Source organism: Streptomyces sp. BBFR2, from assembly GCF_044497305.1.
Classification (GTDB): domain Bacteria; phylum Actinomycetota; class Actinomycetes; order Streptomycetales; family Streptomycetaceae; genus Streptomyces.
Genome location: NZ_CP172415.1, coordinates 367,467 through 380,362, shown reverse-complemented (window position 1 = coordinate 380,362; position 12,896 = coordinate 367,467). Strand labels below are relative to the sequence as shown.

The following is a 12,896-nucleotide window of genomic DNA, read 5'->3' as shown; positions in this document are numbered from 1 at the left end:
GGTTTCGAGGTGCGCGGTGCGCGGGGAGGGGCGCCGGCCGGCAGCCGCGGTGGGCCTCCGCCGGCCGGCGCCCGCCCCGCGTACCCGGCGTACGTCGGATCAGCCGCGGACGCCGAAGTCGACGCGGTCGGTGAGACCGGCGGCGGCGAAGGCGGCGACCAGGTCATCGCGGCCCTCGGTGAAGTGGGCCCAGCTGTCGTAGTGGACGGGGACCACGCGGCCGGCGTCGAGGATCTTCGCGGCCTCTGCCGCCTGGGCGCTGTCCAGGACAATGCACTCACCGTCGAAGACCTCGGGGAAGCGGGGCGCTCCGGCGAAGAGGAGCGCGGTGCTGACCGGGGCGAAGCGCTCGGCGATCTCCCGCACCGCGTCGAGGGAGGCGTTGTCGCCGCTGACGTAGACGGTGGGCAGGCCCTCGCCGGTCAGGACGAAGCCGACGACCTGGCCGGTGTTCGCTTCGACCTCCTCGCGCGGGCCGGGACCGTGGATGGCGGGCACGCCGGTCACGGTGACCGTGCCGGGTCCGCCGTCCTGGCGCTCGAGCTCGACGGACTCCCAGTCGGCCAGGCCCTTGGCCCGCTCCCCCAGCGTCTCGCCCAGGCGCTCCCCGCCGCCGGGGGTGGTCAGGGTCAGCGGGACGCCGGGGAGGAGGGCCCGGCCGGAGGTGTCGAGGTTGTCGGCGTGCTCGTCGTGCGAGAGCAGGACCACGTCGATGGGGCCGAGCTCGGCAGAGGTGGTGGTGGAGGAGGAGGTGGTCTTGGTCAGGGTCGGGCGACCGGGCCTGGAGTAGTCGCCGGGGCCGTCGAAGGTCGGGTCGGTGAGAAAGCGCAGACCGCCGTACTCGAAGAGGGCGGTCGGGCCACCGAAGACGCGGACGGGGAATGGGGTGGTCTGCGGGGTCGGAGAAGACATGATGAGATTTCCTCACGGATAGATTGCTCGTTAACCGTGAATCGACTGTACTCATGCCTCACGGAAAGATGCAACCTGTACCATGAGAAGCGTGGAAGAGTTCGTGACGGAAGAAGCCGCCCTGCCGTCGGCGCCGGGTGAGGCGGAGCACCCCGCCCTGGCCCTGGCCAACAGTGCCGTCGCGCTGCCCGGCGGGCACACGGCCGACCTCCTGGGAACCCCGGCACAGGCCGAGCGGTGGCTGGCGCGGCGCGACCTCGCCCCGGACGACGCCGGTCTGGCGGAGGTCTGTGCCACGCAGCTCCGTTCTCTGCGCGAACAGGTCAGGTCGCTACTGGCCTCCCGGGTCGCCCGGCAGCCCGCCCTGCCCGCCGCCGTCACGGCGGTCAACGACGCGATGACCCGCGTGCCCACCGCATCCCTGCTGCTGTGGGACGAGAAGACCGGCCCCTACCGCGCCGCACCCCACCCGACCACCGCGATCGTCGAGCACGCCCTGGCGGTCATCGCGGCCGACGCCGCCGACCTGCTCACCGCCCCCGACGCCGCCCGCCTGACCGCCTGCGCCTCCCCGCCCTGCAACCGCTTCCTGCTCAAGTACGGCCGCCGCCAGTGGTGCTCCACCCGCTGTGGCGACCGCGCCCGCGCCGCCCGCGCCTACGCCCGCCGCACCGCGGCGGACTGACGGCGCCGCACAGCCGCCCGGCAGGACACGGCAGCACCGTCCCGGCGCAGCAGGGCCTGCCGCAGCCCCCGACGCGTTGTCGGCGCGGACACGTCGGCCGCCGCCCACCGCCATGACGGCATCGGCGGCGCCCCAGGCGAGTGCGTTCCGGGGGCCGGTACGTGACGGCCGATGCCGCTTGTCGCGGCGGTCTCGGCGTACGCCGTAGCTTCGCGCCCGGGCTGTAGGAGAGCAGGGCTTCTTCCGGAGGGCTCGCATCGGTGTGTGGTGGTGACTGCTCGTCAAACTCCCTGGCTCGGGGGTGGGTTGACAGGCCGACGTGGCGGGGAACGCGAGGCCGCCGGACCGCGGCGCCGTGGCGAGGCGTCAAGGTGTCGCCGCCGCCGCACCGCCGAGCCGGGCCCGCGGCCGTGAGCCCGGCCGGTTCGCCCTCGGCCAGGGGCACCGCCGCGCCACCGATGCCGCGGCTCTCGCCGGCCGCCCGGACGGACGGTACCGAGGTGGCCGGGGTGCGGTCGGTGGCCACCGCGTGGGCGCCGTCGGCGGCCCGGCGCACGGCGCACCTGGCACCACGGCTGCCAAGAGGCCGGAGCGTCCCGGCGCCCGGCCCGCGCCGCACGGACCGGCGGGGCCGGAGCCGCGGGCCCTCGCGGGGGGACGGGCCGCCGGTCAGGTGGTGCGGCCGGCCGGACCGCCGTGTACGGTGATGCGCCAACTGCCGCTCCAGGAAAGGACGGTGGGCCCCACCTGGCCCTTCTTCCCGCCGCCTCCCGTCGTCCACGGCCGGCCGAGGACCCGCGGGTCGGCAGGTGAAGCGGCCGGGCCCGTACCGCCCTGCCCCTCACACCCCCCACCACCGGAGGGCTCCATGAGAACCGTCAGGTCCGCCGCGCGAGGCATACCGGCGCTGCTCGCCGCCGTACTGCTGGCCGTGACCGCGGCCGTCCCCGGAGCCGCCGCGGCTCCGGGCACCGCATCCGCCACGTCCCCCGCCACCTCGACGGGCGACGGCCTCGCCGCCTCGTGGACCGGCCCGCTCAGCACCCGGGGCCGGTACATCGTCGACGCCGACGGCGACCGCTTCAAGCTCAAGGCCGGTAACTGGGCGGGCGCCCAGGGCACGTACACGGGCAGCGGCGACGCCGACGACGTGGCGAACCACCAGGCGCACCAGAAGTCGAACAACATCCCCCTCGGTCTGGACCGCACCCCGATCGCCCGGATCCTCGCCGACTTCCACCGCCTCGGCATCAACAGCGTCCGGCTGCCGTTCGCCAACGCGATGGTGCACGACAAGAGCGCCGTACCGGACGCCGCCGTCACCGCCAACCCGCGGCTCAAGGGGAAGACGCCGCTGGAGGTGTTCGACGCCGTCGTCGAGGCGCTGACCGCCGACGGCTTCGCGGTGATCCTCAACAACCACACCACCAGCTACCGCTTCTGCTGCGGTCTGGACGGCAACGAACGCTGGAACAGCGGCCAGTCGACCCAGCAGTGGATCGACGACTGGGTGTTCATGACCGAGCGCTACCGTGACGACAAACGCGTGGTCGGCGCCGACCTGCGCAACGAGGTCCGCCGCGACACCTGGGACGACGCCAACTGGGGCATGGGCGACGACCACGACGAGTACACCGCCTTCGAGCAGGCCGGGAACAAGATCCTCCAGGCCGACCCCGACATGCTGATCATCATGGAGGGCATCAACTGGCAGGGCATCCCCGCCGCCGGCTTCCCCCACCAGCGCCCGGACCTCAAACCGGTCCGCACCCTCTCCCACACCCTGATCGACTCGGGCAAACTCGTCTACGCGGTGCACTTCTACGGCTACACCGGACCCGCCAACTCCGGTGCGGGCAGCGGGCCGGGCTCCACCGACGACCCGCGCTACCAGGACTTCACCCCCGAGAAGCTCGCCGAGGTCGTGCGCGACGAGGGCCTGTTCGTCACCGAGGAGGGCAAGCACTTCACCGCCCCGGTCTGGGTCAGCGAGTTCGGCGCCGGCGGACGCGGCTCCACCGACGCCGAGGAACAGACCTGGTTCAAGAACTTCACCGACATCCTGGTGAAGAACGACACCGACTTCGCGCAGTGGCCGCTGGTCGGCTGGAGCGACGACAAGGGCACCCCCAACGACACCTGGGCACTCCTGTCGTACGACTCCTCCGGAAAACGGCTCGGCGTCGAGGATGGCGGCGACTGGCGGGCCACCGACTGGAACAAGCTGGTCAACGCCCCCGCCAAGAGCGGCCCCATCGCCCCGGTGAACCACTGGAACACCGTCTACACCGATCACGGCGACTGGAACCTCTCCCGCACCATGCTCGCGAAGGCGGACTGGAGCCCGGGCCACTCCAAGGGCAACTGCCCCGACACCGAGCGCCTGATCGGCCTCAGCCACCACCACGGCCGCGGCCTGTGCACCGACGCCGCCGCACCGCGCAAGGCGGCGGGCGACTGGGAACGCGTCACCGACGACCGCTACGTGCAGCAGGACTGGGCCACCGGCTACGACAAACTCCAGTGCCCCGCCAACAGCTTCGCGGTCGGCTACGCCAAGAAGGGCCCCGCCATGGCCGCCCTCCTCTGCGCCCCCTCCGCCGCCCCGCTGCCCACCGAGGGCCGCACCCTCTGGTTCGACAAGTCCGACAACCGCCCCGCCACCGGCGGCGCCCAGGGCAGCGACTGGGCCGAGAACGACTACAAGGGCCAGTGCGCCGACAACGAATACCTCGCCGGCGTCGCCATGACCTGGAAGTCCGTCCAGCAGGGGCGGCCGGCGGCGCTGCTGTGCCGGGGGCTGGGCTGAGTTCCCCGTACCGGCTGGTCAGGGCAGTCAGTCCGCTCCGGCCAGCCGGTCGCCGCTGCCGGACAGGGCGGCTCGGGAGGCCCCGGTCCCGCGTGCCCGGTCGGCTCCGCCCCGTACCGGAGGAAGGCCCCGCAAGGGTCACCGCCCTGCCGGCAGGTGTCCGCACCTCCGGCCCGGGAAGGACCTCCGCACGACCCCGGACCCGTTCAGGAGCGGCATGGACATCGGTGTTTTCCTCCCCATCGGCAACAACGGCTGGCTCATCTCGAAGAGTGCGCCGCAGTACCTGCCGACCTTCGAGTTGAACAAGGCGGTGGTGCGGGAGGCCGAGGAGCACGGGTTCGACTTCGCCCTGTCGATGATCAAGCTCAAGGGGTTCGGCGGGGAGACGGAGTTCTGGGACCACGCCCTGGAGTCGTTCACGTTGACGGCCGGTCTGGCGGCGGTGACGGAACGGATCAAGCTGTACGCCTCGGTGCCGATCCTCGTCCTGCCGCCGGCGATCGCCGCCCGGATGGCGGTCACGGTCGACTCCATCGCCCCCGGACGGTTCGGGCTCAACATCGTCACCGGCTGGGCGCCCGGTGAGTACACGCAGATGGGCCTCTGGCCCGGGGACGCGCATTTCGGCAACCGTTACGACCGGGCCGCCGAGTACGTCACCGTGCTGAAGGAACTGTGGCGCGAGGGCGTCAGCGACTTCACGGGGGCGTTCTACACGATGGACGGCTGTGTGCTGTCCCCGCGCCCGGCCGGCGGCCACCTCGACATCGTCGCCGCGGGGCAGAGCAGCACCGGCATGCGGTTCGCCGCCGAGCACGCCGACCACAACTTCGTCCTGGGGAGCGGCGTCAACACCCCGCGCGCCCTCGCGGGCACCACCGCCGCGCTGCGGAACGAGACCCGGCGGACCGGCCGCGACGTCGGCGCACTGACGCTGTTCATGGTCATCGCGGACGAGACCGACGAGGCCGCGCGCGCGAAGTGGCGGGACTACCACGATCACGCCGACCACGCGGCGCTGGCCTACATGTCGGGGGAGACCGCCGCCGACGCCACGGACGACGCGTCGGCCACCGCCCGGACGATCGCACTGCCCGAGGGCGCCGTGAACTTCAACATGGGCACGCTCGTCGGCTCCTTCGCGACCGTCGCGAGGATGCTGGACGAGATCGCCGAGGTGCCCGGCACCACCGGGATCATGCTGGTCTTCGACGACTTCCTCGAAGGGATCGAGAACTTCGGGACGCGGGTGCAGCCGCTGATGCGATCCCGGTCGGGGCGCGCCGGAAGACCGTGACGTACCGGGAGCGCCGCCGCTACCTGCCCGGTTCCGCCGGGCAGGCGAGGTCCCGCGAGGGGCGCTTCCCGGTGGTCAAGAACGCCGTCACCGCGTCGTTGGCGCATGTGTTGGCGCCGAACGGATAGACGCCGTGGCCGCCCTGGTCCGCCGTCACCATCGTGGCCCGCCGCCCGAGCGCCTGCCGCAGTTTCCGCGCGCCGGCCAAGGGCGTGCCGGGGTCGCGTTCGTTCTGGGCCATGAGGATGTCCGACGGGCCCCGGTCGCCGATGCGCACCGGCGGCTCGGCCTGCTCGCCCGGCCAGAACGCGCACGGGCCGATACCGGCCGAGGAGCCGCCCAGCATCGGGTACTTCCGCCGGTCGACCGCGACGTCGTGCTGGTACCGCCGGATCGTCCTCGGCCAGCGCGCATCGCCGCATATCACCGCAAGACGCGCGGCCATGAGGTTCTCCATGTCCGCCATCGGCGGGTCGAGCGGCGGCTTCCGGCCCGTGTCGAGCGCCTGCCACATCTCGGCCAGCCGTGGCATGTTCGCGTCGCTGTAGAGCCGGTCGAACGTGTACCCGCGGAACAGCGTCCCGTCGACGCCGTGGACCGGTTTCGCCTCCAGCCGCTCGGCGAGCTCGAAGAACTCCGCCCTCACCTGCCGCGGTGTGGTGCCCAGACCGTACGCGGGGTGCGCGGCCGCGAACGCCGCGAAGTCCGGGAACCGGTCCTCCATCCCGCGGCCGAACAACCGCATGGCCGTCACGTCGTAGCCGCCGGGGCCCAGGTTGCTGTCGAGCACGATCCGGTCGCTGCGCCCCGGGAACATCGTCGTGTACACCGCCCCGAGGTAACTGCCGTAGGAGCCACCGAGGTACGAGAGTTCCGGCTCGCCCAGCGCCGCCCGGATGCGGTCCATGTCGCGTGCGGTGTTCGCGGTGGTGAGGTGCGGCAGCAGCGACGCCGTCCGCGAGGTGGCGCACTGCCGGGCGACGGCCCGTGCGTTCCTCGCCTCCCGCACGACGTCGGCCGCGGTGTGCGCGTACGGCGGGAGGTTGCCGCGGCTCTGCTGCCGCGGTGTCAGATCGCAGGTCACCGGTGTGCTGCGGCCGACGCCCCGAGGGTCGAAGCCGATCACGTCGTAGGAGTCCAGCACTTTCCGCGGCATGCCCAGGGCGGCGAGGACGGCCGGGTAGCCGAGTCCTGTGACGCCGGGACCGCCCGGGTTGGTCAGCAGCACACCGCGGCGCTGCGACGGCTTCCCGCTCGCCACCCGGGAGATCGCGATCTCGATCTGCCGGCCGCCGGGGTCCCGGTAGTCCAGCGGTACGTCGAGCGTCGCGCACTCCAGGCGGGACGGGGACGGGGCGGCCTTCTTCTGACACGGGGCCCACCGCACGGTGTCCGGCGTCGCCGCCCGCGGTTCCGCCACCGCCGCCACCGATGATCCCGGAATCGTGGTCGCGGCCACGGCGGTGGCGGCGACGGCGACGGACAGGGTCTTCCTGCGCATCTTTGTCCTCCTGAAGACGGGTGGGCATGCCCGGACAGGCGGGAAAACCCTGCCTGTCGGCGCCTGATGAGCCGGTGGCTCCGGTACGCCGACGAGTCTGTCCCCGCGGCGCCGCCGGTACATCGGCCCGGCGGCCGGACCGTCTACGACCTGAGTCGAAGAGGTGATCCTCCTCCGGTCCAGGACGTCTCGGCCCCTGGTCCGAGGTACCGGTCGCGCCGGCCCGTGATACTGATCCGATGAACACGGACGGCGCGCCGCCGCTCGGCGGATGGCAGCAGACATGGCGGCTGGCGGCCGCCGCGGCACTGGGACTGACGGTCTGGCTCCAGACCGGTGTGCTGCTGCGGTGGCAGGCCCTCGTGCCGGGGCCCTGGTTCGTCACCGGCGATCCGCTGGTGGCGCTCGGCTGTCTGACGGCGCTTCTGTGGCGGCGGCGGTTCCCCCGCGCCGTCGCCCTGACGGTCGCGGTCGCCTCGACCGCGTCGACGCTCGCCACCGGCGCCGCGCTGCTGGCACTGTGCTCGGTCGCCACCCGCCGCCGCCCGGCGGAGACCGGGGCCGTTGTACCGGCCTATGTGATCGCCTCACAGTTCGCCGCCGGGCTCTACCCGGTCGGGAGTCCGCCCGGCACGCTGTGGCTCCTCGTGTTCCCGGCGCTGACCGCGGGTATCGCGGTGGCCGTGGGCACGGCGATCGGCGCGCGCCGGGCGGAGGTGCGGTCCCTGCGGGACCGGGCGGAGAGCGCGGAACGGGAACAGCGCGCGCGGGCGGCGCAGGCACGGGCCCTGGAGCGCAACCGGATCGCCCGCGAGATGCACGATGTGCTCGCCCACCGGATCTCGCTGGTCGCCATGCAGGCAGGAGCGCTGGACCACCGCGGCGACCTCACCGCCGAGGAGAACCGCGTGCTGATCCGCGGTATCGCCGACGGCTCCCGGCAGGCGCTGGAGGAACTGCGGGACGTCCTCGGCGTGCTCCGGGCCGACCCGGACGGCCCGCAGTCGCCACCGCCCTCGCTCGACGGCCTCCCCGGGCTGGTGGCGGACGCCCGCGCGGCCGGGCTGGACGCCAGGCTGACCACCACGGTGGCGGGCGGCCCGGCGGGGGCCGTCGGACGCACCTGCTACCGGGTCGTCCAGGAAGGGCTGACCAACGCCGCGAAGCACGCCCCGGGCACCCGTGTGGACGTCGTCCTCGAAGGAGCGGCCGGCGACGGGCTGCACGTCAGCGTCCGCAATTCCCCGCCCGCCGCGACAGCCGCCCGGCCACCCGCCTCCGGGTTCGGCCTGCTCGGCCTCGCCGAACGCGTCACTCTCGCCGGCGGCATGCTCGACCACCGCCCCGCGCCCGGAGACGGCTATCTCCTCACCGCACACCTGCCCTGGCCACGGCGGGACGGTGGAACGACGGAATGAGGACATCGGTGGAGTCCGAGCGGAAGCCGGTACGCCTCGTCGTCGTCGACGACGATCAGTTGGTGCGGATGGCGCTGCGCCTCGTCCTCGACCGCGAACCGGACCTGACGGTCGTCGCGGAGGCGGCCGACGGGGACGCCGCGCTCACCGTCGTGGCGGAACAGCGGCCGGACATCGTGCTGATGGACGTGCGGATGCCCGGCCGGGACGGTCTCAGCGCGACCCGGGAACTCCTCGCCAGGCCGGCGCCACCGCGGGTCCTCGTGCTGACCACCTTCGACTCCGACGATCTGGTGCTCGGCGCCCTGCGGGCCGGTGCGCTCGGGTTCGTCCTCAAGGACACCCCGCCGCAGCGGATCATCGACGCGGTCCGGACGGTCGCGGACGGGAGCCCGGCGCTGTCCCCGGCGGCCACGGCGCGGGTGATCGCCGCGGCCACCGGACCGCAGCGCTCCGACGCCCGCGACGCGGCCCGCGACGCCGCGCGGAAACGGCTCGCCACCCTGACCGGACGGGAGCGCGAGACCGCCCGGGGTATCGCGGACGGTCTGGGCAACCCGGAGATCGCCGAGCGGCTGCGGATCAGCGTCGCGACCGTCAAGGCGCACACGGGCAGCCTCTTCGCGAAACTCGCGGTCGCCAACCGGGTGCAGATCGCCCTCCTGGTCCGCGACGCGGAGGAATGACCGGCCGGAGGCCCCGGGACGTGTCCGCGGAAGCCCCACCGCCCACCGAGGGGACGGCGCACGCCGGGCGGGGCTCCGGGGACGTGCCTCAGCCCCGCCGAACCGGCCCCAACAGCTCGCCCAGCCACGTCACCTGACGGCGGTCGGGTACCTCCAGCGCCAGCCAGGAGCCGTCGGTGAAGGCGAGGTCCACCCGGGCACGGTGGCGCCGCGGGTGGGGGTCGGCCCGCGGGCCGTAGCCGCCGTACGGGACCGTGCCGAGGAGCCGCGCCGCCTCCCGCTCCGGCTCCGCCGGTTCGCTCAGCAGCAACAGCCGCCGGTCGGTGACGGCCAGCGCCAGCCGGGTGTTGCCGTACCCGGCGACGTCCGCCGTGCCGGTGCGGGCGTCGATGACGAAGCGGCCCGCGGCGCTCTCCCAGCCGCCGTCCCACACCCGGCCCCGGAAGATCCGCCGGATGCCGCGCCAGGTGCGGCGGGCGCCGGCCTCCAGCAGACCGGCGGGCAGGGAGCACAGCCACATCACGAAGGACACCGGCAGGAAGATCCGCTGCCACCCGGTGAACCGGGCCTTCTTCTCCGCCGCGGCCTCGGGCCGGCGGTGACGCTTCGGGACGGTGTCCGGGGCCAGCGGATCGAGCCGTACGGGGAGCGCGCCGCGCAGCGTCTCCCCGGGTTCGAGGAACGGCGCCGAGTGCGTGCGGAGCCAGCCGTCCCGCTCCGGGGTCAGGGGGGTGGGGTGCATGTCCCTCTCTTCGGTCCGCCGCGCCCCCGGTGGGCCGCGGCACGGTACTCGGTCCCGCTGCGCGGCCCGCCCGGCGGGGTCAGCCGAAGGTGTCCTCGATGCTGCCCTTGGGCACGCGGTACGGCGCGGGCTCCTCCGGGCCCTTGTCGTCCAGCGCCTCACCGCCGAAGTGCTTGATGGCGTCCTCGGCCGGTGTCTTGAAGTCGCCGGTGAGACCGGTCACTTCGTTGATCAGCGGCTTCGAACCGTGCTTGGCGATCTGCCCGGTCACGAGGTGGTGCGCCATCCAGTCCTTGCTGCGGAAGGCTCCCGGGCCGGTCGGGCCGCCCAGTTTGCGCAGTGTGCCCGCGACCTTGCGCGCCTCGTTGAAGGATTTGGCGCCGCTCTTGAACTCCTTGACCGCCTTCATCAGCTCCCGCAGCGTCTTGGCCAGTTCCGCCGACACCTTCTCCACCCGGGCGAGGAAGACCGCGACCTCCGCCTCGGCCACCAGCCCGTCGACCACCGTGGCCAGACCGAGCGTGAGGATGTCGGTGACCACCATCGCGGCCAGCGTCATCGCGGCCCACTCGATCGCCTCGCGGATGATGGCGACGATGGAGTCCTCCGCGAACTTCGACTCCTTCGCCGCCTGGCTGAGGATCTGGGCGGTCTTGCCCATGTCCTTACCGGTGTCGTCCAGCGCGTCGATGATCTTGCCCATGCTGTGGCCGAAGCCCTCGGAGGCGGCGCCCTCCCACTGCTCGGGCAGCCCCCGCGCCCCCGACCGCAGCTCCGCCGACACCCGGTGCAGCGCCTCGCCTTGTGCCTTCCACTCCTCGGCGGCGTGGGTGAGCTGCGTCGGCATACCGGTGACCTGTTCGAGCTTGTCCATCAGCCCGACCTTGTCCAGGAACCACCGGATGGCGTCGTCGAGCCCGGAGTCGAGACCGTGCTCCTCGTTGCTGTGGATCTGCTCGATGTCCGGGAGCTTCTCGATCTCCTTGTTGACCCAGGCGTACGCGTCGGTGACGGTCATCCGGCCGCACCTCCGCCGCCGAAGTTCTGCTGCTCGGCGTACTCGGTCCGGGCATAGCCGCCCGCCGTCGCGCGCAGGCCCTCGGCCATGCCCTGCAACAGCTCGGCGAGATCGTGGATGTTCTGCTGCGCCGCGGTGGCGTGTTCGTTGTACGAGGAGTGCAGTTCGTCGGATTCCGGCAGCTTGCCGAAGGCGCCCGACGGTATCTCCACATGCTCCAGCGCCCGCCCGATACGGGGCACCTCTTCCTTCTGCCGATCGGTGTGGGACGCGTAGCGGAACAGCGCGTCGGGATCGGTCCGGAAATTCCCGCTCATGGTGCGAGCCCCCCAACTCGGGTCGTATACGGTCCAGCGACACCCTAGGGAGGCGAAGAAAGGCGCCTTTCAAGACAGAGTCAAGCGATGCTCACGCCCGCTCCAAGACTTGTCGAATTCTTCCGGACGCCGCCGTTCGGCGTGGACCGCCGGCGGGGGACGGAAGCCTGGCCGCCGTGTGCCCGCCCGGGAGCCGGACCGCGTTGTCAGACCCATGGACCACACTGCCGTTCATGGAGACACGATCCGACATGGCCCTGGAGATCCATCTCGAAAAGATCCGCTCCGCCGCGACGGCGGAGACGGTGACGGATGCGCTCACCGCTGCCCTGCGCCATGTGCGGTCCGGCACCGGGGGAAGACGGAAAGGCGGAAAGCGGCTCACCGAACTCCTCGGCGCCGCGCGGGCATCGGCCGCGCGGGCGGAGGAATGGGAAGTGGTGCGGTCCGTGCAGGACGTCCTGCACTACACGGAAGGGCGGCTGCTGAGACCTGATTACGAGGAGAAGTACCGGCTGCGTCATCTGGACCACGCCCCGCGCGACAGGTCGGGGCTTGATTACCTCGCGAGGACCATGGTCGCGATGAATGAATTCTGGTGCCAGGAAGCCGAGAGCCATCTGGCTCAACATCCCGGCGCCGCTTTCGAAGAGGTCATGGCGCATATGCGCCGGATAGGACAGGACGCCCGGTTCACGCAGGCTCCGGTGGAGGATCCGGCGCGCTACCGCATTCCTCGCGGTGCCGCCGAACTCTCGGCGTGGACGGAGCGGGTGCTGAGCAACCGCGTGGAGATCGTGGATCCGGCGGAGGCCGCCCGCCGCATCGTGTCCTCGCCGGAAGCCCTCTCCGTACTGGCGGCCGATGAGGACGGGCGGACGGTCCTGCGCGCGGCGGAATTGCAGCGCAGAGCCGTTCACCTGCGGGAACTGCGCCGGGTGGCCGAGGACGCGCACGCGTCCGAGCACGCCTTGCAGCAGGCGCTGAAGGGGATGTACTGGGTGTTCGGCGGACGTTTCATCGGTGAGGCGCAGCGGCGCAGGCTGGTCCCCGGGGACGAGGTCGACATCCCGTTGATCCGCGGGGACGGCTCGCTCCAGATAGTCGAGTTGAAACAGGCGGCGGCGGTGAAATTGGTCAAGGGGCACCGGGGAGCCTGGGTTCCGCGGCGGGAAGTCCACGACGCCGTGGGACAGGCCATCAATTATCTGGTGGGGCTCGACGAGAACCGTGAGCGTATTTCCGCGGAGTTCGGTATCGACACCCGCCGGGCGAACGCCCTCGTTCTCATCGGGCATCCGCTGAGCCAGCCGGAGATCGACGAAAGGGAGATCAACGACGCGCTGCGTCTTCACACCTCGCATCTGAACCGCGTCGAGATCCTCACGTACAAGGAGCTGATCGACAGCGCCGAGCGGGCTCTGGCGGCCGGTGACGTGATGTAGCCGAGGCGAGGGGGGAGCGGTGGGGGCGGATCGGTACCCTGGGCGTGTCGGATGGCCCTGGTC

The 12,896-nt window shown here is 72.3% G+C and carries 11 protein-coding genes; 6 read left to right on the top strand and 5 right to left on the bottom strand.

Going from position 1 to position 12,896, the window contains the following annotated elements:
* Nucleotides 1–99 precede the first annotated feature (99 nt).
* Entirely contained in the window at nt 100–912 is an 813-nt protein-coding gene (locus ACGH2B_RS01355; RefSeq protein WP_399082694.1) for an MBL fold metallo-hydrolase, read from the bottom strand.
* 82 nt (nt 913–994) lie between these two features.
* Here ACGH2B_RS01355 and ACGH2B_RS01350 point away from each other — a divergent pair, with 82 nt between their 5' ends.
* The 3 genes from ACGH2B_RS01350 to rutA all read left to right on the top strand — a co-directional run bounded on the left by ACGH2B_RS01350 (nt 995) and on the right by rutA (nt 5,706).
* Nucleotides 995–1,597 carry an ABATE domain-containing protein gene (locus tag ACGH2B_RS01350; RefSeq protein ID WP_399082691.1) on the top strand — a complete coding sequence of 201 codons (603 nt, stop codon included), beginning with the start codon at nt 995–997 and terminating at the stop codon, nt 1,595–1,597.
* Nucleotides 1,598–2,465: 868 nt separating this feature from the next.
* Nucleotides 2,466–4,406 (top strand): glycoside hydrolase family 5 protein, encoded by a 1,941-nt coding sequence (locus ACGH2B_RS01345; RefSeq protein ID WP_399082688.1) that lies wholly within the window; start codon nt 2,466–2,468, stop codon nt 4,404–4,406.
* A 217-nt stretch (nt 4,407–4,623) separates the two neighbouring features.
* Nucleotides 4,624–5,706 (top strand): pyrimidine utilization protein A, encoded by a 1,083-nt coding sequence (rutA, locus tag ACGH2B_RS01340; RefSeq protein ID WP_399082685.1) that lies wholly within the window; start codon nt 4,624–4,626, stop codon nt 5,704–5,706.
* Between the two features lie 19 nt (nt 5,707–5,725).
* Here rutA and ACGH2B_RS01335 read toward each other — a convergent pair whose 3' ends face one another.
* Nucleotides 5,726–7,207 carry an alpha/beta hydrolase gene (locus ACGH2B_RS01335; RefSeq protein WP_399082682.1) on the bottom strand — a complete coding sequence of 494 codons (1,482 nt, stop codon included), beginning with the start codon at nt 7,205–7,207 and terminating at the stop codon, nt 5,726–5,728.
* A gap of 239 nt (nt 7,208–7,446) precedes the next feature.
* Here ACGH2B_RS01335 and ACGH2B_RS01330 point away from each other — a divergent pair, with 239 nt between their 5' ends.
* The gene (locus ACGH2B_RS01330; protein WP_399082679.1) at nt 7,447–8,625 is read left to right on the top strand and encodes a sensor histidine kinase; all 1,179 of its coding nucleotides are present in this window, start codon (nt 7,447–7,449) and stop codon (nt 8,623–8,625) included.
* 8 nt (nt 8,626–8,633) lie between these two features.
* On the top strand, nt 8,634–9,311 hold the full coding sequence (locus tag ACGH2B_RS01325) for a response regulator (RefSeq protein ID WP_399082676.1): 678 nt from the start codon (nt 8,634–8,636) through the stop codon (nt 9,309–9,311).
* A gap of 88 nt (nt 9,312–9,399) precedes the next feature.
* Here the strand turns inward: ACGH2B_RS01325 and ACGH2B_RS01320 are convergent, their stop codons facing one another.
* The 3 genes from ACGH2B_RS01320 to ACGH2B_RS01310 form a co-directional block, all read right to left on the bottom strand.
* Nucleotides 9,400–10,053, bottom strand: a complete 654-nt coding sequence (locus tag ACGH2B_RS01320) for a hypothetical protein (RefSeq protein ID WP_399082673.1) — start codon at nt 10,051–10,053, stop codon at nt 9,400–9,402.
* Between the two features lie 79 nt (nt 10,054–10,132).
* Nucleotides 10,133–11,071: a WXG100 family type VII secretion target gene (locus ACGH2B_RS01315; protein WP_399082670.1), complete on the bottom strand. Its 939-nt coding sequence runs from the start codon at nt 11,069–11,071 to the stop codon at nt 10,133–10,135.
* The gene (locus ACGH2B_RS01310) at nt 11,068–11,388 is read right to left on the bottom strand and encodes a hypothetical protein (protein ID WP_399082667.1); all 321 of its coding nucleotides are present in this window, start codon (nt 11,386–11,388) and stop codon (nt 11,068–11,070) included. The genes ACGH2B_RS01315 and ACGH2B_RS01310 overlap by 4 nt, the downstream gene beginning before the upstream one ends.
* 233 nt (nt 11,389–11,621) lie before the next feature.
* On the opposite strand from ACGH2B_RS01310, the gene ACGH2B_RS01305 reads away from it, so the two are divergent.
* Complete coding sequence (locus ACGH2B_RS01305; protein ID WP_399082663.1) at nt 11,622–12,833, top strand: Shedu anti-phage system protein SduA domain-containing protein; 1,212 nt, start codon at nt 11,622–11,624, stop codon at nt 12,831–12,833.
* The last annotated feature ends 63 nt before the right edge of the window (nt 12,834–12,896 follow it).

Bases quoted from the DNA above. Each gene is read 5' to 3' on its own strand.
- ACGH2B_RS01315 (WP_399082670.1), bottom strand. From the start codon at position 11,071: ATGACCGTCACCGACGCGTACGCCTGGGTCAACAAGGAGATCGAGAAG.
- rutA (WP_399082685.1), top strand. From the start codon at position 4,624: ATGGACATCGGTGTTTTCCTCCCCATCGGCAACAACGGCTGGCTCATC.
- ACGH2B_RS01355 (WP_399082694.1), bottom strand. From the start codon at position 912: ATGTCTTCTCCGACCCCGCAGACCACCCCATTCCCCGTCCGCGTCTTC.
- ACGH2B_RS01305 (WP_399082663.1), top strand. From the start codon at position 11,622: ATGGAGACACGATCCGACATGGCCCTGGAGATCCATCTCGAAAAGATC.
- ACGH2B_RS01310 (WP_399082667.1), bottom strand. From the start codon at position 11,388: ATGAGCGGGAATTTCCGGACCGATCCCGACGCGCTGTTCCGCTACGCG.
- ACGH2B_RS01320 (WP_399082673.1), bottom strand. From the start codon at position 10,053: ATGCACCCCACCCCCCTGACCCCGGAGCGGGACGGCTGGCTCCGCACG.
- ACGH2B_RS01330 (WP_399082679.1), top strand. From the start codon at position 7,447: ATGAACACGGACGGCGCGCCGCCGCTCGGCGGATGGCAGCAGACATGG.
- ACGH2B_RS01350 (WP_399082691.1), top strand. From the start codon at position 995: ATGAGAAGCGTGGAAGAGTTCGTGACGGAAGAAGCCGCCCTGCCGTCG.
- ACGH2B_RS01335 (WP_399082682.1), bottom strand. From the start codon at position 7,207: ATGCGCAGGAAGACCCTGTCCGTCGCCGTCGCCGCCACCGCCGTGGCC.
- ACGH2B_RS01345 (WP_399082688.1), top strand. From the start codon at position 2,466: ATGAGAACCGTCAGGTCCGCCGCGCGAGGCATACCGGCGCTGCTCGCC.